The organism is Streptomyces anulatus, assembly GCF_014650675.1.
In the GTDB taxonomy this organism is placed as follows: domain Bacteria; phylum Actinomycetota; class Actinomycetes; order Streptomycetales; family Streptomycetaceae; genus Streptomyces; species Streptomyces anulatus.
Window position 1 is genome coordinate 752,518 of the sequence record NZ_BMVK01000002.1, and the last position, 24,477, is coordinate 776,994.

The following is a 24,477-nucleotide window of genomic DNA, read 5'->3' on the forward strand; positions in this document are numbered from 1 at the left end:
CCCCTTTCCAAGCCGCGACGCCGCCCCGACCGGGCGATCCCACGGTCCGGGGCGGCGGCGGGCATGGCGATGGAAGACGGGGCGGGGCGGGGAGTCGCCCCGGAGGGTGTACGCCGGGAGCAATCCCCGCGCACCTCGCGAAACGCCGCCGTAAGCTCGCGGACATGCAGGTCATCCAGTCCACGAAGCTCGCCAACGTCTGTTACGAGATCCGGGGTCCCGTGCTGGAGGAGGCGATGCGGCTGGAAGCGGCCGGCCAGCGCATCCTCAAGCTGAACACGGGCAACCCCGCCGCCTTCGGGTTCGAGTGCCCGCCGGAGATCCTCGAGGACATCCTGCGCAACGTCGCGGGCGCGCACGGCTACGGCGACGCGAAGGGCCTGCTGTCCGCGCGCCGTGCGGTGATGCAGCACTACCAGACCAAGGGGATCGACCTCGACGTCGAGGACATCTACCTGGGCAACGGTGTCTCCGAGCTGATCCAGATGTCGATGCAGGCGCTGCTGGACGACGGCGACGAGGTGCTCGTACCGGCCCCCGACTATCCGCTGTGGACCGCCTCGGTCTCGCTGGCGGGCGGGACGGCCGTGCACTACCGGTGCGACGAGCAGGCCGACTGGATGCCGGACCTCGCGGACATCGAGCGGAAGATCACCGACCGCACCAAGGCCCTGGTGATCATCAACCCGAACAACCCGACCGGCGCGGTGTACGACGACGAGATGCTGCGCGGTCTCACCGAGATCGCCCGGCGGCACAACCTGATCGTCTGCTCCGACGAGATCTACGACCGGATCCTCTACGACGGCGCGACCCACACCCCGACGGCGGCGCTGGCCCCGGACCTCATGGTGCTGACCTTCAACGGGCTCTCCAAGAACTACCGGGTGGCCGGCTACCGCTCCGGCTGGATGGCCGTCTGCGGCCCGAAGGCGCACGCCACCTCGTACATCGAGGGGCTGACGATCCTCGCCAACATGCGGCTCTGCGCCAACATGCCCTCGCAGCACGCGGTGGCCACCGCGCTCGGCGGACGGCAGTCGATCCAGGACCTGGTGCTGCCCGGCGGCCGGATCCTGGAGCAGCGGGATGCGGCGTACGAGCTGCTGACCTCGATCCCCGGGGTGACCTGCGTGAAGCCGAAGGGGGCGCTGTACCTCTTCCCCCGGCTCGACCCCAAGGTCTACAAGATCAAGGACGACCGGCAGATGGTGCTGGACCTGCTGCGGGCCGAGAAGATCATGGTCGTGCAGGGCACCGGCTTCAACTGGCCCGAGCCCGACCACTTCCGGATCGTCACGCTGCCGACGGTCGAGGACCTGACCGACGCCGTGACCCGGATCGGCACCTTCCTGGACGGTTACGGACAGCCTTAGGCCCATCACTCTTCCGGACCGGACACAACTTTAGACTCAATCCAATGTAGGATGGTTCCACGCACCATCGGGAGGCCATCCATGTACGAGCCGATCCGCAGCCCCTCGGTCCACACCCCGGCCGACGCGGACTTTCCGCACCGCAGCCGCGAGGAGGAGCTGGACATCCAGCTCGCCGGGCACCTGGCCGCCCTCCTCGCGGTCACCGACGAGCTGGGCCTCGGCGCGGCGGGCGACCGTATCGCCGAGCAGGTGGCCCGGCTGCGCGGCGCCCCGCCCGCCCGGCACGCCGGCCTGACCGACGCCGCCCCCGCGGACCTCCACCGCCGCGCCCACGCCCTCGCGGGCCGTGCCCTGCTGGTGGCCGCGTCCCGCGCCGACACAACGGCCGCCATCCTCGCCGCGATACGGATGGACGCCCACACCGCGGCCCTCGCCGGACCCGCCCCCTCCGGGCAGCTGGTCGGCGCCCACTGACGGCCCCGGTCCGCGTGCCGTCGAGGCGCGCGGACCGGGTGCCATGACCCCTCTCCGCAGGGGCCGTTGCGTTCTGGGATGGCCCCTTCATCTGCCGTCCACCCAACTCGGCCCGGAATGTGGGTTTCCGCGAGCACGCTGCGCAGGTGAGACGCATCGTGGGAATCGTCCTGGCGGTCGTGCTGATCGCCGGTGTGGCCGCGGCCGTCGCCCTGGGCCGCGACAGCGGGGACAGCGGCACGGCCGGAAAGACCGTGCGCGGAGTGATCGGGTCGGAGAAGGCCGAGTTCTTCGCCGACCCCGACACCGTGAAGGCCCTCGCGGCCAAGGGGTTCACCGTCCGGACGGAGACCTCCGGTTCCTGGGCGATGGACCGACTGCCCCTGAAGGGCTACGACTTCGCCTTCCCCGGCTCGAAGGCCCCGGCCGATGAGCTGCGCCGGGGGTCCGAGGCCCAGGGCGGCCCGCTGCGGCCGTTCTACTCGCCGCTCGTCGTGGTCGCCCACCGCAACGCGGCCGAGGTCCTCGCGGACAACGGGCTGGCCCGGCTGCGGGCCGACGGCGGGTCGAAGTTCACCACACAGGGGACGCTGCTCATGGGCCCCTACCTGGCGGCGGCCGAGGACGACCGGACCTGGCAGCAGCTCAAGGGGGCGTCCGGGCACTCCGAGTTGAGCGGCACGGTGTTCATCACGAGCACCGACCCCGTCGCCTCCAACTCCGGCGCGCTCTACCTCGCCGCCGCCTCGTACGTCGCCGACGGCGGCCGGGTCGCCACGGACGCGAAGGCCGTGGAGCGCACCGCGCCCCTGATGCGCAAGCTCGTCCAGGTGCAGGGCGCGCAGCAGACGAGCAGCGACGCGCCGTTCCGCGACTTCATCAGCGGAGTGGGCAACCCCATCGTGCTGGTCTACGAGTCGCAGGTGGCCTCGCTCCTGATGAGCAGTCAGCGACAGGAGATCGGCGACCTCGTCGTCCTCTACCCGGACACCACGGTGTCCAGCGACCACACTCTCGTACCGCTGACCGACCACGGCCGCGAGCTCGGCGAGCTGCTGTCCACCGACCCCGGGCTGCGGGAGCTGGCTGTACGGCACGGCTTCCGGCCCCAGGGCGCGGCGGCCGAGTTCATCACCGCGACCGCGGATCACACCGCCTACATCGACCAGCGGCTGACCGGCGTACGCCAGGCGCCCGTGCCCACCGCGGAGGTGCTGCGCTCGATGGCACGGCGGGCCCGCGGCTGACGACGCCACCGCCCGCACTCAGCCCTGTCCCGCGGTCCCGGCAGCCGGGCCTGTTCCCGGCTTCCGGACCCGCACTCGCAGCACAGGAGACCGCCACCATGCCCCAGGACGCCGGAGCCCGGAACGCCGGGCCTCAGGACGCCGGATCCAGGCCCGCCGGACCCCCGGACCCCCGACGGCCGTTCGACCCGCCGACCACCCCGCTCGTGCTCACCCCGCCCGCGCCCGTCGCCCCCGTCCGCGCCGAGCAGGCAGCCGGGCTCGTCCCGGTCGCGGAGGCCGTGCGCGCCGACATGGTCCGGCGCGCCGAGGAGTACGTCGACAGCCTCGCCGGACTCGACGCCCGCTCCCCCGAATTCGGCGCCCGGGTCGGCGAGATCGCCGCGCTCGGGCAGGGCGACATCCGCAGCGCCGCCCAGCAGTCCAACCGGATGCTGGACCGCACCGTCCGCGCGCTCGCCTCCGGCGAGGGCGACGCCCCGGCCCGTGTGGGGTCCTCGCTCGTCGAACTGCGCCGCACGGTGGAGGACCTGGATCCGCGCGACACCCCGGGGCGCGGGGCCCGCCGGCTGCTGTCCCGGCTGCCGGGCGGGCGCCGGCTGCGCGACCACGTCGCGAAGTACGCCTCCGCCAAGGGGACCCTCGACCGGATCGTCGGATCGCTCCGCAGCGGCCAGGACGAACTGCGGCGCGACAAAGCCGCGTTGCACACCGAGCGCAGCCGTCTGTGGGACTCCATGGGCAAGTTGCAGGAGTACGCGGTGCTCACCGAGGCCCTCGACGGCGTCGTGGAGCGGCGCATCGCGGAGGCCGGGGCCATGGGCGATCCGGCACGCGCGGACGCGCTGCGGGCCGACGTCCTCTTCCCCGTGCGGCAGAAGCACCAGGACCTGCTGACCCAGATCGCGGTCTGCGCGCAGGGGTACCTGGCGATGGACGTCGTACGGCGCAACAACGACGAGCTGATCAAGGGGGTCGACCGGGCGGCCACCACCACCGTGTCGGCGCTGCGGATCGCGGTGATGCTGTCCTCGGCGCTGGAGAACCAGCGCCGGGTGACCGAGCAGGTGCAGGTGCTGCGCTCGACCACCGAGGACCTGATCCGGGGCAACGCGGAGATGCTCGCCACGCAGAGCGGGGAGATCCAGCGCATCGCGGCCGACCCCGCGGTCGGCGTCGAGACCCTGCGCACCGCGTTCGGGCAGATCTACGCGACGCTCGACGCCATCGACACCTACAAGGCGCGGGCGACCGAGACCATGGCCGCCACCGTGGAGTCGCTGACCGCCGAACTCCAGGAGGCCGGAGCCCGGTTGGAACGCAGCCGGGCCGCCGACTCCACGCTGGAAGGAGGCCGCTCATGAACAGCGGCCCGGGAAAGGGCTCCCCGGCCCGGCGCGCGTTCCTCCCGCTGCTGGCCGCGGCCCTGCTCGTCCCGCTCGCCGCCTGCACGACGGACCGGGACGCCGGACGGGACACCGGCCGGGACGACGACGGACGGCCTAGCACGGGAACCGTCCGGGTGCTGGCCTCCAGCGAACTCAGCGACATGGAACCCCTGTTGGAGAAGGCCCGCGAGGCGACCGGGATCACCGTGCGCCCCACCTGGGCGGGCACGCTGGACGCCGTGGAGCGCCTGGCGTCCGGGAAGGCGGACGGGGCGTTCGACGCGGTGTGGCTGTCGTCCAACGACTATCTGCGCCTCGACCCGGAGGCCGCGCGCCGGATCGCCTCCGAGACCCCGCTGATGGCCTCCCCGGTCGCCCTCGGGGTACGGCCCGCGACGGTACGGCGGCTCGGCTGGGATGCCGGGGCGGTCAGCTGGGCGCAGGTCCACCGGGCGGTCGCGGCCGGGGACCTGACGTACGGGATGACCGATCCGAGCCGCTCCAACTCCGGTTTCGCCGCGCTGATCTCGGTGGCGTCCGGGCTCTCCGGCGCGCAGGCGGCGCTCACCGACGCCGATGTCCGCAAGGCCGGGCCGAAGCTGAAGGAGTTCTTCGCCGGGCAGCGGCTGACCTCCGGCTCCTCGGGCTGGCTGGCCTCCGCGTACGCCCGGCGCTCCACGGTGGACGCGCTGATCAACTACGAGTCGGTGCTGCTGTCCCTGAACCGGGACACCGGCGCCGGGCTGACGGTGATCCGCCCCCGCGACGGGGTGGTGACCGCCGACTACCCGCTGAGCGCGCTCACCGGGGCCACGCCCGACGCCCGGGACGCGGTGCGGGCCCTGGCCGAGCACTTCCGGTCCACCGGGGTGCAGCGGGAGATCACCGCGCGGACCCTGCGCCGGCCGGTCGTCGCCGCCGCGCGTCCCGCCGATCCGCTCTCCCCCGAGCAGCGCCGCGAACTGCCGTTCCCCGGAACGCGGTCGGTCGCGGACGGGCTGCTGTCCTCGTACGAGCACCGGTTGAGGCGGCCGTCGCGGACCGTGTACGTACTGGACACCTCCGGGTCGATGAAGGGCGGGCGGCTCGCGCAGCTGAAGTCCGCGCTGAACGGGCTGACCGGCGACTTCCGTGAGCGTGAACAGGTCACGCTGCTGCCGTTCGGGTCCACCGTCAAACAGGTCCGCACGCACACCGTCGACCCGGCGGACCCGAAGGCGGGCCCGGCGGCGATCCGGGCGGACGCCGCGGCGCTGACGGCCGAGGGGGACACCGCGATCTACTCGTCGCTCGCCGCGGCCTACGACCACCTCGGCCCGGACACCGAATCGGCGTTCACCTCCGTCGTGCTGATGACGGACGGCGAGAACACGGCGGGCCGGTCGGCGGCGGAGTTCGCGGCGTTCTACCGGGCGCTGCCCGCCGCCCGGCAGGTCACCCCGGTGTTCCCGATCGTGTTCGGCGACTCCGACCGCTCGGAGCTGGAATCGATCGCCTCACTGACCGGCGGCCGGCTCTTCGACGGGACGAAGGAGGAGGGTCCCGGGTCGCTGGACGGGGCGTTCGAGGAGATCCGTGGCTACCAGTAGGAACCGGGGCGGAGGGAGATCCGTGGCGGCCCGCGCGGCCGGCTATCTGGAGTCGGCCCGGAATCTGACCGGCAGCGCCGCGGCCCTCGGCGGTCTCGCCCTCACCTTCGCCGGGTTCGCGGGGGCGTACTGGCCGGTGGTGGTCGGCGGGCTGTACGGGGCGGGCGCGCTGCTCGCCCCGCCGCCCCGGCCGGCCGCCCCCGCGTTCGAGGAGCCGTCGTCCCGGCTGGACGAGCTGCGGGCCGGCCTGGTGACCCTGCGGGCGTATCTGGACCGGGTGGACCTGCCGGACGCCGCGACGGAACGGCTCACCGCGCTGACCGGCCTGCTGGACGGGCTGCTGGCCCCCGGCTGGGTCTCCGAGGCGCTGGCGGAGGATCCGGAGGGCGTGCACGTGGTGGCGCGGGCGGTGCGCCGGGATGTCCCGGAGTCCGTCGACGCGTATCTGCGGACTCGGTGGTGGACGCGGCTCGCGCCGGGCGCGCGGGCTCCGGAGGAGGAGCTGGAGCGGCAGGTGGCGCTGCTGCACGGGGAGGCGCAGGAGCTGGTGGACGGGTTGCGGGAGGCGGAGGAGCTGCGCCAGCGGTCCCACACGAAGTACCTGGAGGACCGGGGCGGGGGCGGCCTGCGGCGCACGTCTCCCGCGAAGGAGGGGCGGCCCCCGGAACCGTGAGGGGGTTCCGGGGGCCGGGAGGGTGTCCTTGGTCGGGGACAGGCCCTCCGGGGCTGTCGGCGCGGACAGGCCCCGTACCGCGGCGGGTCGTTCGGCCCCACAGGTCAGGGCGGATGTCCGACGGACCCGGCCGCGGGGTTCAGCGGGAGCGCGGGGCTCAGCCGAGGCGCTTCACCAGCGCGTGGTACTCGTCCCACAGCTCCTTGGGCGTGTGGTCGCCGAAGGTGTTGAGGTGCTCGGGGACCAGGGCGGCCTCCTCGCGCCAGACCTTCTTGTCGACCGTGAGGAGGAAGTCGAGGTCGGCCTCGGAGAGGTCCAGGCCCTCGGTGTCGAGCGCGCCCTTGGCCGGCAGGATGCCGATCGGGGACTCGACGCCCTCGCCCTTGCCCTCCAGGCGCTCCACGATCCACTTCAGGACGCGGCTGTTCTCGCCGAAGCCGGGCCAGACGAACTTGCCCGCGTCGTTCTTGCGGAACCAGTTCACGTAGTAGATCTTCGGGAGCTTCGACTGGTCGGCCTTGTCGGCGCCCACCTTGACCCAGTGGTTCATGTAGTCGCCCATGTTGTAGCCGCAGAACGGCAGCATGGCGAACGGGTCGCGGCGCAGCTCGCCGACCTTGCCCTCGGCGGCGGCGGTCTTCTCGGAGGCGACGTTGGCCCCGAGGAAGACGCCGTGCTGCCAGTCGAAGGACTCGGTGACCAGCGGGACGGCGGAGGCGCGGCGGCCGCCGAAGAGGATCGCCGAGATCGGCACGCCCTTGGGGTCCTCCCACTCGGGCGCGATGATCGGGCACTGTCCGGCGGGGACGGTGAAGCGGGCGTTGGGGTGGGCGGCGGGCGTGCCGGACTCGGGGGTCCAGTCGTTGCCCTTCCAGTCGGTGAGGTGCGCGGGCGCCTCCTCGGTCATGCCCTCCCACCAGACGTCGCCGTCGTCGGTGAGCGCGACGTTGGTGAAGACGGAGTTGCCCCACATGGTCTTCATGGCGTTGGCGTTGGTGTGCTCGCCGGTGCCGGGCGCGACGCCGAAGAAGCCGGCCTCGGGGTTGATCGCGTAGAGGCGGCCGTCCTCGCCGAACCGCATCCAGGCGATGTCGTCGCCGATGGTCTCCACGGTCCAGCCGGGGATGGTCGGCTCCAGCATGGCGAGGTTGGTCTTGCCGCAGGCCGAGGGGAAGGCAGCCGCGACGTACTTGCTCTCACCGCGCGGCGGCGTGAGCTTCAGGATGAGCATGTGCTCGGCGAGCCAGCCCTCGTCGCGGGCCATGACGGACGCGATGCGCAGGGCGTAGCACTTCTTGCCCAGCAGGGCGTTGCCGCCGTAGCCGGAGCCGTACGACCAGATCTCGCGGTCCTCGGGGAAGTGCGAGATGTACTTGGTGGTGTTGCAGGGCCACGGGACGTCCTCCTGGCCCTCCTCCAGGGGAGCGCCCAGGGTGTGGACGGCCTTCACGAAGAAGCCGTCGGTGCCCAGCTCGTCCAGGACGGCCTGGCCCATGCGGGTCATGGTGCGCATGGAGACGGCGACGTACGCGGAGTCGGTGATCTCGACGCCGATGGCGGAGAGCGGCGAGCCGACGGGCCCCATGCAGAAGGGCACGACGTACATGGTCCGCCCACGCATGGACCCGCGGAAGACACCGTCCGCACCGGTGAAGCTGTTTCCTTCTTCCCCGGTAAAGATGGCCCGCATCTCGGCGGGGTCCTTCCAGTGATTGGTCGGACCCGCGTCCCTCTCCTCCTTGGAGCAGATGAACGTACGGTCCTCGACGCGGGCGACATCGCTCGGGTCGGACGCGGCGTAGTACGAGTTCGGCCGCTTGATCTCGTCCAGCTTGGTGAACGTGCCCTTGGCCACGAGCTCCCCGCACAGGCGCTCGTACTCGGCCTCGGAGCCGTCGCACCAGACCACCCGGTCCGGCTGGGTGATCGCTGCGATCTCGTCGACCCAGGAGACCAGCTCCTGGTGGTGGGTGGGGACAGTGAGGGGAGCCGCGATGTCGCGCGCCACGATCGCTCCTAGTTGAGGGTGTCAGTTGTCTGTAGGCCCCGTGGGGGCTGCGACCCGGATGCTTCGTACCCTTCGAATTCCCCTGGCGCTCATCCGGTGCCGACTGCACTCATTTGATCATCCGACCGTTCCGCCCATATGTCCAGGGGGGCTCACACGTGAGCATCGCCACTCATTTACGCCCCAAATCCACTACTTACGGTGGCGTAGGTAGCATGCGGGTCATGACTGACGTTGCCGCTGACGCCGCGACCCCGGGCCCCGTCGTACTCGACCCCACCCCCGTCAAACCGCGCATGCGCGGCTGGCTGCACGCCGGAATGTTCCCAGCGGTGCTGATCGCCGGGATCACCCTGATCGCCCTGACCGACAGCACGACGGCCCGGATCGCCTGTGGCGTCTACATCCTCAGCGCCTGTCTGCTGTTCGGCGTCAGCGCGGTCTACCACCGCGGCACGTGGGGACCGCGCGGCGAGGCGGTGCTCCGCCGCCTGGACCACGCCAACATCTTCCTGATCATCGCGGGCACCTACACGCCGCTGACGCTGCTCCTGCTCCCCGAGTCCACCGCCCGGCCCCTGCTGTGGGCGGTCTGGGCGGCCGCGGCGGCGGGCATCGCCTTCCGGGTGTTCTGGGTCGGCGCGCCGCGCTGGCTCTACACCCCGTGCTACATCGCGATGGGCTGGGCGGCGGTCTTCTTCCTGCCCGACTTCATGCGGACCGGCGGCATCGCGGTCCTGGTCCTCGTCGTGGTCGGCGGGCTGCTGTACAGCGCGGGCGGTGTGATCTACGGGATCAAGAAGCCGAACCCGTCGCCGCGCTGGTTCGGCTTCCACGAGGTCTTCCACTCGCTGACGCTGGCGGCCTTCGTCGCGCACTACGTGGGCATCTCGCTGGTGGCGTACCAGCACGGATAGGCGTTACCCGTACGACCGAGGGGCCGGCCGCACGGGCGACCGGCCCCTCAGCGCTTCCACGACAGCGCTCAGCCGCCGAGCTTCGCCGCCAGCTCGGCGGCGTCGGTCGTCGGCGCGTCGCACACGAAGTGCCGGCAGACGTACACGGTCGGCTCCCCGCCCACCTGCGGCCGGTCCACCAGCAGCGGGAACTCGGCCCCCGCCCCCGGCCCCTCGCCCGCCGCGACCACCGCGCCCGGGGCCCGCCCCAGCAGCGCCGTACGGTGCAGCTCCCCGCCGACCGGCCCGGCGACGGCGACCTCGCGGGGCCCGTCCAGCAGCGCTTCGGCCACCGCGAGCCCCCAGCCGACGAACCGGGGCACGCGCGGCCCCAGCGCCTTCACCACGCCGAGCGCACCCTCGGCGGCGGTGCGATGGGCCTCGGACCCGGTGTACGCGGCGTACGAGAGCAGCGCCCCCGCGGCGGCCGTCCAGCCGGACGGGGTGGCGCTGTCGGTCGGATCCTGAGGCCGCCGGATGAGCTGCTCGGCGTCATGGGCGGTGTCGTACAACTGACCGCCCTCCCCCGTGAACTGCTCCAGCACGATGTCCAGCAGGAACCCGGCGAACTCCAGCCAGGCCCCCTCCCCCGTCACCGCCGCCAGCGCGAGGAAGCCCTCGGCGACATCGCCGTAGTCCTCCAGCACCCCGGCGTTGTCACCGGCGCGCCCGTCCTTGGAGGTACGGGTCAGCCGGGCCACCTCGCCCAGATGCACCCGGACCAGCAGATCGGCGGCCTCGGTGGCCCGCTCCACCAGATCCGGCCGGTCGAAGTACGCCCCGGTCTCGGCGAGCGCGGCGACGGCGAGCCCGTTCCAGGCGGCGACCACCTTGTCGTCCCGCCCCGGGCGCGGCCGCTCCGCGCGTGCCGCCAGCAGCCGGGCCCGTACGTCCGCAACCCGGGCGGCGTCCACGGGCCCCGTGTCCCCCGGCAGCCGGAGCACGGAGGCCCCCTCCTCGAACGTCCCCTCCTCCGTCACCCCGAAGTACGCGGCGGCGAAGGCGGCGTCGTCCTCGCCCAGCACCTCACGCAACTGGCCGGGCGTCCACACGTAGAAGGCGCCCTCGACATGCCTGCCGTCCGCGTCCTCGCTGTCCGCGTCCAGCGCGGAGGCGAAGCCGCCCTCGGCGGTCCGCAGCTCCCGCACCATGAAGTCCGCGGTCTCCAGGGCGATCCGCCGGGCCTCGTCCGACCCGGTGGTCCGCCACAGATGGGCGTACACGCGGCAGAGCAGCGCGTTGTCGTACAGCATCTTCTCGAAGTGCGGCACCACCCACTCCCGGTCCACGGAGTACCGCGCGAAGCCCCCGCCGAGCTGGTCGTAGATCCCGCCCCGGGCCATCGCCGAGCAGGTGTCGGCGGCCATCTGGAGCGCCCCCTCCGACCCGGTACGGGCGTAGTGCCGCAACAGGAACTCCACCGCCATGGACGGCGGGAACTTGGGCGCGCCCCCGAACCCGCCGTACTGCTCGTCGTACTCCCGGGTCAGCCCGAGCAGTGCCTGCGCGGTCTCCTGCTCCCCCGGCACCCCGTCGCCACCGTGCACCAGCGAACGCCCCGCCAGATCCGCGACGATCCGCCCGGCGACCTCGGCGACCTCCTCGCGCCGGTCGGTCCAGGCGGCCACCACACCCTCCAGAACCTGCTGGAAGGAGGGCGAGCCGTGCCGGGCCTCGGGCGGGAAGTAGGTCCCGAAGTAGAAGGGTTCGGCGTCCGCCGTGAGAAAGACGGTCATCGGCCACCCGCCGTGCCCGGTGGCGGCCTGGACGGCCTCCATGTAGACGGCGTCGACGTCGGGCCGCTCCTCCCGGTCGACCTTCACCGGCACGAAGTGCGCGTTGAGGTAGGCGGCGACGGTCTCGTCCTCGAACGACTCGTGGGCCATCACATGACACCAGTGGCACGCGCTGTAGCCGACCGACAGCAGAACGGGTACATCACGCCGTTTCGCTTCCTCGAACGCCTCAGATCCCCACGGCCACCAGTCGACCGGATTGTCAGCGTGCTGAAGCAGATAAGGCGAGGTCACACCAGCCAACCGGTTCATACGGCCCAGCCTCTCACAGCGTCTGCCACGACCAGTGAAACACTGACGAGCCCACCTCACTTGGCCGAATTCCCCTTATGCGCCATGACGTGGCAAGCGGCTCCTTCTCTTCCGAGTCGGGCAGCCCAGCACCTCGGAACAGTAGGCTTGGCGCAGCAGCGCCGGACCTGCCGAGGCCTCTCGAAGGAGGTACACCATGACCGCCGAGATGGTGGCGCCCGCGTGGATGCACACGCAGATCAGCGCGGAGCAGTACGACTCCTGGTCCGAGGAGCAGTGCGCCGGCATCGAGATCGTGGACGGGATGGTCGTCGTGAGCCCGAGCGCCTCCAAGCGCCACAACCGGCTGGCCCGCATCCTGGCCAATGCCCTGGACGCCGCCGCGGGCCCGGACTGGAACGCGGACACGGACTTCGACGTCCGTCTGCAGGACGTTCCCCTCACCAACCGCCGACCTGACGTGATCGTCTACCGAGCGGAGACCATCGACCTCACGCCGACCCGCCCGGAGCACGTGCTCCTGGTCGTCGAGGTGGTGTCGCCCGGCTCAGAGACCACGGACCGGATCGTGAAGGTGGACCAGTACGCCAAGGCGGGCATCCCCTTCTATTGGCGCATTGAACAGGCCGCCACCGGTGTCCCGATCGTGTACACCTACGTCCTCGACCCCGCCACCAAGGCCTACCGGGACGGCGAGATGTTCACCGGCGTGATCAAGACTGCCGCGCCGTTCCCCGTCACCGTCGACCTGGGTGCCGTCTGACAGCGCCGGAAGATTCCCCGTGACCGAACACAAGGGAAAGCGCAAATTCCGGGAGCACCTGGAGGCTCTTTTCGCTGCGGCTGGCTCCCCTAAGCCAGCCGCCATCTGCTCTGCGGGCAGGGACCGCCTGGGGCAAAGTTCCCTGTCTGTGCAGCGCATCAGCGACTGGCGAAGCGGGAAGCACACACCGACCAATAAGCTCTTCCGAGAGTTTCTCAGGGCGGTCGACAGCTTGGCTCGGCAGCGAAACATCGCTCTCCCTGCCGCACTCGCCGACCCGGCAGTTTGGGATCGCCTACTGCGCGCGGCGCGATCAAAGACTCCCACTCCGCCGCAGGAAGAATCGCGCCAGATCACGGTAGGCGCAGTCCGGATCCCGATCCGCCCTGTGGCTGAGTCCGACCCTCTGGAACTGGGCGTACACCGAACAAGTCGCCTTGAGGGCGCTCCTCCACTACCGGCCTATGTACCGCGGGACGCAGATATTACGGTCTCGGCCCAGCTGGCGGAGGCAAGGGAGACCGGAGGCTTCGTCTTGTTGGTCGGCGAGTCCACAGCCGGAAAATCTCGGTGCGCTTTCGAGGCTGTACGACGCGAACTGCCCGATCACTGGATCGTTGCGCCACCTGCAGCCAGCGACCTGAGCCCCGTGCTAGCGCATGTATCCCTACCGAGGCCCGGCCACCGGAGGTGGGTGCTCTGGCTGGACGACCTCGACCGCTTCCTCCTCCCCGGCGGCCTCGATCAAGGCATGTTGTCCGCGCTTCTAGAGCAACGGGTTGTGGTCATGGCAACCATGCGTTCCGAAGCGTATGGCAATTACAGTGAGCGCGCGTTGCGAGGCATGGGCGCTGACGTGACATCCGTGCGCCGCCTCGGATCCCGGGTCCTGAACCTCATCGAGCCCCTTGTACTGGACCGGCAGTGGTCCGAGACGGAAATGGGTAGGCTCCGCGCACACCTGGCGAACCCAAACTCCGACAACCGTTTGGCTGACGCAGCCCATCACCACGGGGTTCACGGCATCGCGGAATACCTCGCAGCCGGCCCGAAGCTGCTCGAGGAATTCCTGATGACTCGACTCCAGCCGAAAGGCCATCCCCGTGGCGCTGCCCTGGTTCAGGCGGCGATCGATCTTGCGCGGGCAGGCATCTCCACCCCTCTGCCCACCGAGACCCTGCTGGAATTGTCCACGTGCTATCTCAGTGCCGGGGATGCCTCACGCCTCCAAGCTGAGAGCCCCGAGCAGGCTCTAGTGTGGGCAACCGAGATCCAGTTCGGTGTGGCAGGAATGCTGGTTGCCACGGATACCACCGAGGCTTGGCGGCCATTCGACTACCTCGTGGACGCCGTTGCCAGTGCCGTCGAAGCTACGGCCATCCCCGACGAGGTTTGGGAAGCTGCGGTCACACACGCGAATGGCGGTAGCGAGCTGCTACCTGTCGGACGGTCTGCCTTCCGCTTCGGTCGTCTGGTGCTCGCCGAGCGCTGCTTCTCTCCGCTGGCGGCCCGAGGTAACCATGTCGCAATGCACGACCTTGGGTTCGTACAACGCGAAAGACGGCCGGAACACACCTGGCCTTCGTGGTACCGGACCGTATCTGAGACAGGAACTCCATTGCAGGCCCGCACCCTTGGCGCCCTCCACGAAATTGAAGGGCGATGGGACGAAGCAGCGGCCTGCTACGAGAGGGCCGCCGGTCAGGGAGATGCTCTTGCCATGCGACTCCGGGGTGTGATTGCTCAGCGGCGTAGGCAAGACGGCGAAGCTCATAAGTGGTACGTCCGCGCTGCAGAAGGCGGAGATGCAGTTGCAATCGCATTTTTCAATGAACCAAGAATCTACCGGCCCGAAATGGGACACGAGCTGGGTTCGGAAACTTGGGATCCGAACGTCGAATGGGATGAGGAGGACGAAGAGCCATGGCAGATGACGGCCCGCACATCACGCATCCTCAGCTGTAACCTGGAGATCCTCGCCGATATGGCTCACGACGAGTTGACCGAGCTGGGTGACCAGCCGGTCTCCTCGAACAGCTTCGGAATCTTCTTTGCACTCTTGCCGGCCTCTACATGGAACCAGCCACGGAATTGGCGGCGCAGGGTGCTAAGAGCCCTGGATGATCTCAACGAGGACATCACTCTCGGCCGCTCTCCCCAACCACGCTGCGCGGCGGAGGAACTGGCGCTCCACTTCGCTCTTGAGAGCGCTTCGGCGATGACATGCGATGAACCGGATCTGGTGGCTGAGTTCACTCAAGGGCTCCCCGAACAGCAGGGCGACTACGACTGGGGTGTTTGTTCGGACCTGCTCTTCCAGGACCACGATGTGCTTTTCCTCTACGACCCGATGATGCAAGGACTGGAGCACCCCGACAACCCGCTCAACCAACGCATGGGCATTGGAGACCTGCGGCCAGAAGGATGGTTCGAGGAATTCTGTAACGTGCCACCTCGCGATCCATCCCGAGGATTCACACATTGACGTGATTCCGCTGAATCGCGTACAGCGTACCGATCTTTACTGGTGGATCATGATCGAGTATTACGTCATCATGGGCTAATAACTCGTTCGATATCAAGTGGGCATTCTCCCAGCAACCGCCTTCCGGGTACTACGACGTCGGCAACGGTTTGACGACCGGAACGTGCCGAATGGAATCGCCTGAAAGTTCCCACCAATACGGCTTGGGCGGAACACACCCAAGCCGTCTGCACACCCGTTCCGCCAGAAGGCCAAGGACCGCGCCTCCAAGCAGCTGCTCCAGGGGATCCGATCCCGCTACATCGACTGACTGGGGTCCGGTGAACTCCACCCTTGTAGAAGCTCACCAGCCTGCCGTCAGGCATCGAGAGAGGGTCTCCACGGCCTGGCACTCGGCCGCTTTCCGGAGAATCGACCGCCAGGATGGACCTGGCTTCTGGTGCGCTGGGCCGTTGGCCCTCCTGAGTGTCGCAGGCCGGAACACCAACGACTGCATGCGGTTCACGCGGCGATGGACGCGAGAGGGGCCCTTGGACGCGGCTGGAGCACCAAGGGCTGCGCCCTCCGGAGCAGTCCGGACCTGGCTGCGACACCCGGGATCCCGCGCATGTTCCCGAGCGGGCTGACCAAATCCGCAAGCGGCTCCGGCGCGGCAGCAAAGGCGGCCATCCGCCTCAGCCTCGACAAAGGAACCGACTTTACGGGCAGCCGCCACTCCTCCTTCGACCCAGATGTGAACACGAGGCGGGACGACAACTCCCGGTAGACGATCCGGACCGGAAATCCGGACATTGTCGGCTCGACCAGGAACTTTGAACGCCTTGGCACGCAACGCGCCTCGGAGTTCAGGCACCGCGCAGCCTTGTATGAGGTCAGCGCACCGGGCGGTGCGCCGTCGGCCCGAAAGGATTCACATCGTGACCGTGGCACTGCTGTCTACCGTGATCTGCGCTGGTGCACTCACCCTCCAGCGCGCCATCTACCCCCTGACCCTTCTGGTCGGTTTCTTGTGCGCGCTACGCGGCCTTGGTGCGCCCGAGCGGGTCTTGACCTTCCGTGCCTTCGCCCGAGCAGTTGCCGACGTGGGCAGCCACCCCACACGCAGTTCGACGTGATCACCCCTCCGCTCACCCACATTGATGAGACGTTGAAGTGACAGGCGCGACGTCAGATGTAGCAGCGCCAAGGAACCTCGCCGTGAGGAAAGATCGGTTCACTCGACCGGTCGGCGGCACCACTCTGTGGAACTGAAGCACCCCGTGAGCCAGTGCGCTTCCGCGCTGTCTTCTGCCAGAAGATCATGGGTTCGCCGTACTCGTTCCGTCCGCCATGTCAGCCCAGCGGCCGACCCCTTGACGCTCCCAAACCAGCATTCACGGCCATGCGCCCAACGCGACGAATCTCAGGCATCTTCGGCATCCTGCTCCCACCCCTTTACCCTGCGGGGGCCAGGCTAGAAATGCAACAACGCACCAGCACTCCTAGGTACGGACAGCGTGTCCAGGCGAGACCACCCCCGGTACGAGGAGGCTTGTGCGGCTAATCTCGGTGAACCTGCGAGCACGGTTCCATGCCCACCACTCCGTGCGGAGAAAGAAACGAGGTTGACGGGCGGGCAGGTCATCTCATGCCAGCCTGTCGCGAGGTGGGGTTGCCTCGGTCGTCCGGCTCTAGGATCGCCATGACGCTCGTCCACTTCTCCACGGACCAAGCAGGCGAGGCGGCTAGCTGCTCCTGCGTCCAGGCGTCGATCTGGGCGTCAAGGTCATCACTTTCGGCGCTCGTGAAATCACTGAGCTTCTTCAACGTTGCCTCTCCAGGGTGAGGATGGCTTTGGCGATTGACGTCATGCGGTTTGGGCTGCATCCCGGAGACGGCTCCGACGCGGGTCAGCGTCTTCCGTGCGCATGACACGGCGGCTCATACTCGGTGGCATGACTGACTGGCTGATCTTCGTGGGCTTCCTGATGATCGCGTCGGCGGCCTGGCGGTTGGACGTCAGGGCGGCCAGGGCTGCCGTGGAGGCCCGGCTCGAGGCGTTCAAGGCCGACGAGCGGCGCGATGCCGGTGTCGAGCCGGATGCCGTGCGGCAGCTCGATCCGATGACTCTGAGTCGGCTAGACGGGAAAAGCTCACCGAAACTCCGGGCGGTGGCCAGGCTTGTGGCCGAAGGGGCGTTGCACCGGTCGTCGGCCGATGCCGTGAGCCCTGAGCGGTGGCGTGCCGGTGGTCCCCTGCCCAAGGGGCTGGACGAGTACGAACGTGAGCTGCTGGAAGCGTCCGGTGGTGAGCACGGGTGTTACTTGTACGACCTGCCGGACGGGCCCCACCTCCAGGCCGGCGTCGTGACGTGGATGCTCGACGAAGGCTATGTGCGGGAGCCGGGGCAACCCCTTCCGGATGTGCGGCGACGCAGGGGGTGGTGGTCGACGGCGGCCGCGGCGGCGGCTGTGGGGGTGGCCGTCGTACTGGCGCTGGACCACGCGTGGGTCCGGGCCGGCCTGGTGTTGGTCTTCGGTCTGGTGTCGCTGGGCGTGGCATCGGATTCGGGAGCGGTGCACGCGCCGACGCTGCCCGTTGCGACCGGCAAGGGTGAACTCGCCCTGCGACTCGCGCGTGAGCACCACGCGGAGCTGGACCCGAGGGCGCGGAATGCCTCGAAAGCGTACGACCCGGCCACAGTGCCCATGGCGGTCGCTCTCTTCGGCTGGCCGGTGGTCAATCACATCGACAAGAGGATCTTGGACGACTTGCGAAAGCTGGACTACTACACCGACACCCCTGGTGCCTTCTGAGCGCCTGTTCACTCAGCGCCTTCGGAAGACGGGCGTCCCGGCGTGACCGAGGGCGCCGCGCCCTCGCCGTGACCGTGGGCCCGGGAACCGTCCGACGGTCGGCGTCCCGGGGTCGCGAAGCCCGTGTCTGGGCCCGCCGACGGGCCCGCAGGCCCTGTGCCCGGGCCCCGGGCCGTCGCTACCGTCGATGCCCGGCGGGCGTGTGCCCGGCCGTACGGCGGCGAGGATGAGGTGACGCGTGAAACGCAGCGACCGGATACGCCTGGGTGTGCGCGCGAGCACCGGGCAGACCGCCATCGAGTACCTGGCGCTGCTCGCCGTGGTGCTCGCCGTGGTCGGTGGGATCGTCGCGACCGGCATCGGCGGCTCGCTGTCCCGATCCGCCCAGGAGCAGGTCTGCCGCATCGGCCCTGCGGGATTCGTGGGCGTCGACTGCTCCGATGACAACGATGTCGAAACCGTGCGGGCGGCGGGGCCGGACACCTCCGAATCCGCCGCGCCTGTCGACGACGGCGCCGGCGAACCCCTCGGAGTGACGCTCGACGAACCGGTCCGCAGGTCCGTGGAACTGCCTCCCGGCAGCGAGCCGAACGCCCTGCCGGACCTGTGCTTCGAGCCCCGGGAGTCGAATTCCTCGGTGAAGGTGCCGGGCAGCGGCGTGCTCGGCAACACAGCGGCCTGGGGCTACTCCTGGCTGGTCAACCTCGTCATCGACAAGATCGACAACGAGAAGAACAAGGAGAAGCGGGTCAAGCTGGCGCTCGACGACCTCGCCTACTGCCTGCCGGACTACAACATCGTCATCGCGCAGCCCCACGAGGGAAATCTCCAGGAGATGGACGGCACCGCACTGATCGAGACCGTGCGGATCAGCGGCACGACCTACCGCGTCTACGCCTTCAGGACCGGGAAGTTCACCTGGGCCGAGGACGCCGACCTCGGGTGGAAGAACCGGGCGTTCCACGGAGTGTTCGACGTCAGCGAGGACCGCCGCACCGTCACGTTCCAGGAGCCGCCCGAGCCGAAGCGGAAGGAGGGCTGGAAGCCGGGCGACGAGGGCTGCCAGGTCGAGGGCCGGAAGCCGCCCGACCGCAGCCGGTACTACAACACGTACTCGCCGCTGGACGACGAGGGATCAACCCAGGCGGTACGCATGCTGGTGAACGACATGCGCCGCTGCTACCCGGACTACAACGTCGTCGCGATGCACTCCGAGCAGGACTCGCACTGGGTCGAGGAGCCTGACTCCTTCGTGCACCAGGGCCGGTACCGGCTGAACTCCAGCGAGCACCACGAGGACGAGGAGGGCGACGACATCGCCTCGGGCCGGGCCGTGTTCGACGTCCACGTCTTCGGCAAGGGCACGTTCAGGAACGACGGCGACGGTGGTTACACCAACTGGGCCATGTACGGGAACTTCGAGCGTGACGGCATGGAGGCGGCCTTCGACCGGCCCGCCCCCGCCGACCTGGACGCGGACTCCACGCCCACCGGATCCGGCACCGTCCATTTCGACGACGGGACACCGAAGTACACCGGTGGCGGCCCGTATCCCGGCACCGACTACTCCGGCGAGGTGCCCGGCGACAAGGCCGAGCTGACGCACTCGCTCCTCGACGCGTACGGCCGCAGCTTCCCCGGCAAGAACATCATCACCGCCAAGTCGTTCGACGACCTCTCCTTCTCCGGAGTCTCCGGCCTGGAGCACCTCGCGGTGGTGGACGGGGTCGACGTGTTCGCCGTCGACAGCGGGACGATCACCAATCGGGGCGACGGCGGCTGGAAGAACTGGGGCTTCGCCGGTGACTTCGACTACACGGAGGACGCGAAGGCGGTGACCTTCAGCCATCGGTGACAGCTCGGCCCCTCCGCGAGGGAAACGCGGAGGTGGAGCGGGACGGGCGGTCAGGAACGCGGAGATTCACGGTGCTACCGTTCCGGCACACCGGCCCCACACGGACTCCCCCGCTGCTCACCCTGACGAAAGGGCACAGGGTCATGACCGTGCCGCCGCCTCCGCCGTCCTCCCCTGCCTCCGGGCCTCCCGCGCCTGACCTCGCCCCTGCGGTGGGCCCGTACGGCCCCGGGCAGCCCGCCCCGCAGCCGCCGCTCAGCGGGGTCGCCGTCGCCTCGCTCGTCCTGTCGCTGCTCGTCTGCCTCGCGCCGCTGGGGCTGGTCCTCGGGATCGTCGCGCTGGTGCGGATCCCCGGCAACGGCAAGCGCGGCAAGGGGCTGGCCGTTGCCGGGACGGCCGTCGGCGGGGCGGTGGTCGCGCTGGCCACCCTGCTGCTGGTGGTCGGCGGGGCACGGTTCGACGCCTGGACGGAGGAGGGCGGGGGCCTCCTCGGCTCCCGGGACACGAAGGCGGGAACCCTGATCCACCTGAAGGCCGGGGACTGCTTCGCGCCGGCGGGCGGGCTGTTCTCCCCCCAAGAGGTCGAGCACGAACGGATGACGGACACGTCCGTCGAGATCGTGCCGTGCGACCGGCCTCATCCGGCCCAGGTCTACGGAACGTTCCGGCTGAAGGGTGACCACGCCATCTCCGACCCCGCGACCGTCTCGGCGCAGGCTTTCGAGGGCTGCGTGCCGCTGCTCCACGACTTCGCACCGGACACCTGGGCCCTGCCGGACGTCGGGTTCTCCTCCTACTACCCGGAGTCGGTCAGCGGGACCGGCGGGGACCGGACCGTGCGGTGCTGGCTGGGCGCGGAGGACGGTCTGCCGGAGGTTTCCCTGCGGCAGGACCCGGGCGCGTGGGACGCCGGTCAGCGGGCGTACCTGAAGGCGATGCGGCCCTCCTCCGAAGCGTGGTTCAGCGCCTCCGGGAAGGTGGACACCGACCTGGCCGCGGCCACCGCGTGGGCCGAGCGGATGGCGGAGGGCGGCGTCGAGTCGGCGAAGCTGCTGCGCGCGATCGACGGCCTCCCGGCGCGGGCACGCGGCCCGGTCACCGCGCTCGCGAACCGGCTCGACGCCCTGTCCGGCATCCACCGGTCCGCGTCAAGGGCCCCCACCCGGGCGGAGTTCGAGAAGCGCTGGGACATCGACGGCGACGAGGACGCGTCCGGGGAGGAGTGGGAGGCCCGACTCGCTCTGGTGCTGCCGGTGGAGGACGAGGAGGCGGGCGGCGGCGAGCAGCAGGGGTGAGGCGCCGGCCCACGCCTTGACCCGCCCCTTGCCCGGCACCCCTCGCGCCGGAGCGCGCCACGCAGGACACTTGACCCCGACGCTTGGTATCTGACGCTTGGTATCCGACGCTCCGGAACCCGAGGTCCGGAGCGCGGCACTCGGAGGGGGACGCATATGCGGGACAGCCATCGGGCGGAAGCCGAGAGGCTGTTGGTGCGCGCCGTGGAGGAGGAGACGCGGCGCACCGGCGGACGGACGGATGCCGGTGCGCTGATGTCGCGGGCGCGGGCCGCGCTCGACACCATGGCCGCCAACGCGGGCGAGGAGTACGCCGCGTACACCCAGGCACTGGACTCCGTGGCGGCGGGAGAGCGCCCGCTCTCGGAGCGCTTCAGCAGAGCGACTCTCGGAACCCCCCTGCTGGTGACGGGGGTTGCCGCGGCAGCCGCGTTCGGCGCGGATCTGGCACTCGGCGCGAACACCGGCCTGGCGCTCGGCGCGGGCGCGGCCGTCGCGGTGGCCGGCACGGCGACGACCGTGGCGAAGGCGACCGCCTCGCACTGGCCCGCCGCCCACCGCCGCGCCGGGGCGGCCGGACAGCCGGGTGGGGCCGAGCAGTTGCGGCTCCAGTGGCTGACCGCCCTGGAGGTACGGGGCATCCGCCCGTACCTGGACCAGCAGCGCATGCTGACGCCCACCGCGCGCGCCCCGAAGAAGCAAACCGCCCCGGTGGGGCGCCAGTTGCGCGGCGGGGACCGCAGCGCGGCGGCCCGCACCCGGGTGGTGCTGGAGCAGTCCTTCGGGCATCTCCCGCAGGCGGACGGGCCGTTCACCGGGCGGCGGGCCGAGCTGGCGCAGATCGCCCAGTGGGTGCACGCGGCCCGCGCCTCCACGCAGACCCGGCCGACGGTCGTCGTGCTGCACGGTGAGCCGGGGGCGGGGCGTACGGCGCTCGCGGTGCGGGCCGCCCATGCGCTCAAGGACCAGTTCCGGGGCGCGTGCGTGGTCGATCTGCGCGGCGAGGTGGCCGGGGAGAGCCCGCTGCCGACCCGGGACGCCCTGCTGCACCTGCTGAACCGGCTGGGCGCACCGCGCGAGCAGTTGCTGTTCCGGGAAGGCGCTTCGGCCGAGCAGCAGGTGCGGCGGCTCGGCGAGCTGTACCACCAGCACCTCACGGGGACGCCGGTCACGATCGTGCTCGACGACGCGACGGACGCCGGGCAGGTGCGCACCCTGGTGCCGGAGCGCTCGGACAGTCTGGTGATCGTCACCGCCCGGGAACCGCTGGAGCTGCCCGGGGACCTACCGGCCTGGGTGCACCACCTGCCGGTCGGCCCGCTGGACGCGGCGGGCGCGGAGGAGCTGCTGCGCGAGGTCGCCGAGGAAGAGGAGGCCGGGCCGTACGACTACCCGTCCACGGACGCCGTCGTGGAGCTGTGCGGCGGGCTGCCGCTGGCGCTGCGGGTGGCCGGTTCCGCGCTGGGGGCGCGCAGTCGGCACACGCTGGCGGAGGACCTGGGGGCGTACGGGCCCGTGGACCCGGTGGAGCGGGCGCTCTGGCTGCGCTACACCGACCAGGGCGAGCAGGCCCGGCGGCTGCTGCGGCGGCTCGCGCTGGCGGGCCGGGCGAGCCTGGGCGCGGCGGCGGCGGCGTCGCTGCTGGCGGCGGACGAGCAGGAGGCGGAGCGGCTGCTGACCGTGCTGGCGCGGGCCGGGCTGCTCACCCGCGTACGGGGATCGCGCTACCGGCTGCACGACCTGGTGCGGGCCTTCGCGCTGGCCCGGCTGCTGGACGAGGAGGAGCCGGCCGAGCGGACGGCGGCGCAGGAGCGGCTGCTGACGAACTACGCGGAGCTGGCCGACGCGGTGATCCGGATGGTCGACGGGAAGATGTCGACGCGGGCCGGACAGTTCGGCTCCCACGGCTTCGGTTCGCTGGACTCGGCGCTGCGCTGGCTGGACGACGAGTCGAGCTTCATCACGTCGGCGCTGCGGCACGCGGAGGGCGTCGACCAGGGCACGGTGCTGCATCTGCTGGGCGCCCTGTGCGACTACTGCCTGCTGCGCGGCGACCTGTACCGCCTGGGCGAGATCAGCGAGCTGACGCAGGCGGTGGACCAGGGGCTGCTGGAGCGCTCGGTGCAGTGGCGTACGGGTATCGCGGCCCGGCAGCTCGGCGAGCTGGACAAGGCCCGCACCACGCTGTCCTCCGTCGTCGGCCTCTACCACGAGGCGCAGAACGACGCGGGCGAGGCGCTGGCGCTGTGCTCGCTCGGGATCACCCTGCACCACCAGGGCAATCTGACCGAGGCGGCGGCCCGGCTGGGCGAGGCGCTGGCGCTCCAGTCGTCCGAGGCGCAGGCCGAGGACCGGGCCTGGACCCTGCACGCCCTGGCCGCCGTGGAGCGCGACCGGGGCGATCTGGCGCGGGCGCTGTCGCTGCTGGCCGACGCGCTGCGGCTGCACCGGGAGGGCGAGTCGCTGCACGGTGAGGCCTGGACCCAGTTCCAGCTGGGGCAGGTGCGGCTGCGGACGGGCGAGGTCGCCCCGGCCGAGGAGGCGCTGAACACCGCCCTGGAGCTGTACGGGCGCACCCGCGACGGACGCGGCGAGGCGTGGGCGCTCACCCAGCTGGCCCGGGCCCGGCTGCTGGACGGCGATCCGGCGGCCGCCCTGGAGCAGTTGCGCGAGGCGCTGGACCGGCACCGGGACAACGAGGACGCGCGGGGCGAGGCGTGGACCCTGTACTACCTGGGGCAGGCGCTGGAGGAGGAGGGGGACACCGATCAGGCGGTGCGTGAGCTGGAGCGGTCCCGCACGATGTTCTCGCGGATGCGGGACGTGTACGGGCTGGCCTGCGCCCGGCACCATTCGGGCCGGGTGACCCGGGACCAGCGGGCCGCGCAGACGGGCAACCTGCGCAATTCAGGGTTCGCCCGGCAGTTGCTGATGGACGCGCGGGCCGACTTCCGGCGGATCAAGGTGCCGTACGGGGAGGCGTGGGCGTGCGTGGAGCTGGCGTTGATCGACGCGGGCAACGGGCGGGCGCCGCAGGCGCTGGAGCTGTGCGGGGAGGCGGCGGAGCTGTTCGCCTCGTACGGGGACGCGCGGGGCGGCGACTGGGCCCGGTTCCTGCGGTGCACGCTGCTGCCGTACGCCTCGCCCGGGGGCATCGAGGTGGGCACGGTGGTGGCGCAGCAGGAGCTGGCCGAGCTGATCGGGGCCCGGCATCCGGCGCGGGACGGCAAGCTGGAGCAGTCGGCGGCGGCGTTCGCGGTGGCCCTGGAGCGGGGCGTGGACCTGGAGGACGGCTGGCAGGCGTGGCGGCTCGGGCTCACCCCGACCCGCGCCGCCGGCCAGATCATGGGCGTCACGGCGGAGCCGGCCCGGCCGTGACGGCACGTCCGTGACGTCACGGCGCGGGCGTCACGGCGCGGGCGTCACGGCGCGGGCGTCACGGCGCGGGCGTCACGGCGCGGCCGTGGCTGGGCGGCCGTGGCTGGGCGGCCGTGGCTGGGCGGCCGTGCACGAACAACCGTG

At 70.7% G+C, this 24,477-nt stretch carries 16 protein-coding genes; 14 read left to right on the forward strand and 2 right to left on the reverse strand.

Features of this window, described 5'->3' with window-relative positions; all coding sequences use genetic code 11:
- Window positions 1-164: 164 nt before the first annotated feature.
- The 6 genes from IE272_RS08005 (at window position 165) to IE272_RS08030 (ending at window position 6,750) form a co-directional block, all read left to right on the forward strand.
- Window positions 165-1,376: a pyridoxal phosphate-dependent aminotransferase gene (locus IE272_RS08005; protein ID WP_050360163.1), complete on the forward strand. Its 1,212-nt coding sequence runs from the start codon at window positions 165-167 to the stop codon at window positions 1,374-1,376.
- An 81-nt stretch (window positions 1,377-1,457) separates the two neighbouring features.
- On the forward strand, window positions 1,458-1,853 hold the full coding sequence (locus tag IE272_RS08010) for an SCO4983 family protein (protein WP_050360164.1): 396 nt from the start codon (window positions 1,458-1,460) through the stop codon (window positions 1,851-1,853).
- Between the two features lie 119 nt (window positions 1,854-1,972).
- A complete protein-coding gene (locus IE272_RS08015; protein ID WP_229897231.1) occupies window positions 1,973-3,100 on the forward strand; it encodes a hypothetical protein in 1,128 nt (375 codons plus the stop codon).
- 98 nt (window positions 3,101-3,198) lie between these two features.
- Window positions 3,199-4,464, forward strand: coding sequence for a toxic anion resistance protein (locus tag IE272_RS08020; protein ID WP_190006524.1), 1,266 nt, complete (start codon window positions 3,199-3,201; stop codon window positions 4,462-4,464).
- Entirely contained in the window at window positions 4,461-6,077 is a 1,617-nt protein-coding gene (locus tag IE272_RS08025; RefSeq protein WP_098892515.1) for a vWA domain-containing protein, read from the forward strand. Before IE272_RS08020 ends, IE272_RS08025 begins: the two co-directional genes overlap by 4 nt.
- Complete coding sequence (locus IE272_RS08030; protein ID WP_373304159.1) at window positions 6,064-6,750, forward strand: hypothetical protein; 687 nt, start codon at window positions 6,064-6,066, stop codon at window positions 6,748-6,750. The genes IE272_RS08025 and IE272_RS08030 overlap by 14 nt, the downstream gene beginning before the upstream one ends.
- 157 nt (window positions 6,751-6,907) lie before the next feature.
- Here the strand turns inward: IE272_RS08030 and IE272_RS08035 are convergent, their stop codons facing one another.
- Window positions 6,908-8,758 carry a phosphoenolpyruvate carboxykinase (GTP) gene (locus IE272_RS08035; RefSeq protein ID WP_190006525.1) on the reverse strand — a complete coding sequence of 617 codons (1,851 nt, stop codon included), beginning with the start codon at window positions 8,756-8,758 and terminating at the stop codon, window positions 6,908-6,910.
- Window positions 8,759-8,982: 224 nt separating this feature from the next.
- On the opposite strand from IE272_RS08035, the gene trhA reads away from it, so the two are divergent.
- A complete protein-coding gene (gene trhA, locus IE272_RS08040) occupies window positions 8,983-9,675 on the forward strand; it encodes a PAQR family membrane homeostasis protein TrhA (RefSeq protein ID WP_050360332.1) in 693 nt (230 codons plus the stop codon).
- Between the two features lie 68 nt (window positions 9,676-9,743).
- On the opposite strand, the gene IE272_RS08045 is transcribed toward trhA, so the two are convergent.
- Window positions 9,744-11,762 carry a thioredoxin domain-containing protein gene (locus tag IE272_RS08045; protein WP_190006526.1) on the reverse strand — a complete coding sequence of 673 codons (2,019 nt, stop codon included), beginning with the start codon at window positions 11,760-11,762 and terminating at the stop codon, window positions 9,744-9,746.
- A gap of 196 nt (window positions 11,763-11,958) precedes the next feature.
- Here IE272_RS08045 and IE272_RS08050 point away from each other — a divergent pair, with 196 nt between their 5' ends.
- From IE272_RS08050 to IE272_RS08080, 7 genes are all read left to right on the forward strand, one after another.
- Window positions 11,959-12,525, forward strand: a complete 567-nt coding sequence (locus tag IE272_RS08050) for a Uma2 family endonuclease (RefSeq protein WP_103502459.1) — start codon at window positions 11,959-11,961, stop codon at window positions 12,523-12,525.
- Between the two features lie 694 nt (window positions 12,526-13,219).
- On the forward strand, window positions 13,220-15,010 hold the full coding sequence (locus IE272_RS08055) for an SEL1-like repeat protein (protein ID WP_190006527.1): 1,791 nt from the start codon (window positions 13,220-13,222) through the stop codon (window positions 15,008-15,010).
- A gap of 917 nt (window positions 15,011-15,927) precedes the next feature.
- On the forward strand, window positions 15,928-16,125 hold the full coding sequence (locus tag IE272_RS08060) for a hypothetical protein (protein WP_190006528.1): 198 nt from the start codon (window positions 15,928-15,930) through the stop codon (window positions 16,123-16,125).
- Window positions 16,126-16,944: 819 nt separating this feature from the next.
- A complete protein-coding gene (locus IE272_RS08065; RefSeq protein WP_190006529.1) occupies window positions 16,945-17,805 on the forward strand; it encodes a hypothetical protein in 861 nt (286 codons plus the stop codon).
- 238 nt (window positions 17,806-18,043) lie between these two features.
- Window positions 18,044-19,660 (forward strand): hypothetical protein, encoded by a 1,617-nt coding sequence (locus IE272_RS08070; RefSeq protein ID WP_190006530.1) that lies wholly within the window; start codon window positions 18,044-18,046, stop codon window positions 19,658-19,660.
- A 143-nt stretch (window positions 19,661-19,803) separates the two neighbouring features.
- On the forward strand, window positions 19,804-20,955 hold the full coding sequence (locus IE272_RS08075; protein WP_229897232.1) for a DUF4190 domain-containing protein: 1,152 nt from the start codon (window positions 19,804-19,806) through the stop codon (window positions 20,953-20,955).
- Window positions 20,956-21,111: 156 nt separating this feature from the next.
- Complete coding sequence (locus IE272_RS08080; protein ID WP_190006531.1) at window positions 21,112-24,333, forward strand: tetratricopeptide repeat protein; 3,222 nt, start codon at window positions 21,112-21,114, stop codon at window positions 24,331-24,333.
- The last annotated feature ends 144 nt before the right edge of the window (window positions 24,334-24,477 follow it).

What these genes read in the sequence shown, in the direction of transcription:
- IE272_RS08025 (WP_098892515.1), top strand. Translation starts at nt 4,461, where the DNA reads ATGAACAGCGGCCCGGGAAAGGGCTCCCCGGCCCGGCGCGCGTTCCTC.
- IE272_RS08050 (WP_103502459.1), top strand. Translation starts at nt 11,959, where the DNA reads ATGACCGCCGAGATGGTGGCGCCCGCGTGGATGCACACGCAGATCAGC.
- trhA (WP_050360332.1), top strand. Translation starts at nt 8,983, where the DNA reads ATGACTGACGTTGCCGCTGACGCCGCGACCCCGGGCCCCGTCGTACTC.
- IE272_RS08065 (WP_190006529.1), top strand. Translation starts at nt 16,945, where the DNA reads ATGACTGACTGGCTGATCTTCGTGGGCTTCCTGATGATCGCGTCGGCG.
- IE272_RS08020 (WP_190006524.1), top strand. Translation starts at nt 3,199, where the DNA reads ATGCCCCAGGACGCCGGAGCCCGGAACGCCGGGCCTCAGGACGCCGGA.
- IE272_RS08010 (WP_050360164.1), top strand. Translation starts at nt 1,458, where the DNA reads ATGTACGAGCCGATCCGCAGCCCCTCGGTCCACACCCCGGCCGACGCG.
- IE272_RS08005 (WP_050360163.1), top strand. Translation starts at nt 165, where the DNA reads ATGCAGGTCATCCAGTCCACGAAGCTCGCCAACGTCTGTTACGAGATC.
- IE272_RS08075 (WP_229897232.1), top strand. Translation starts at nt 19,804, where the DNA reads ATGACCGTGCCGCCGCCTCCGCCGTCCTCCCCTGCCTCCGGGCCTCCC.
- IE272_RS08045 (WP_190006526.1), bottom strand. Translation starts at nt 11,762, where the DNA reads ATGAACCGGTTGGCTGGTGTGACCTCGCCTTATCTGCTTCAGCACGCT.
- IE272_RS08080 (WP_190006531.1), top strand. Translation starts at nt 21,112, where the DNA reads ATGCGGGACAGCCATCGGGCGGAAGCCGAGAGGCTGTTGGTGCGCGCC.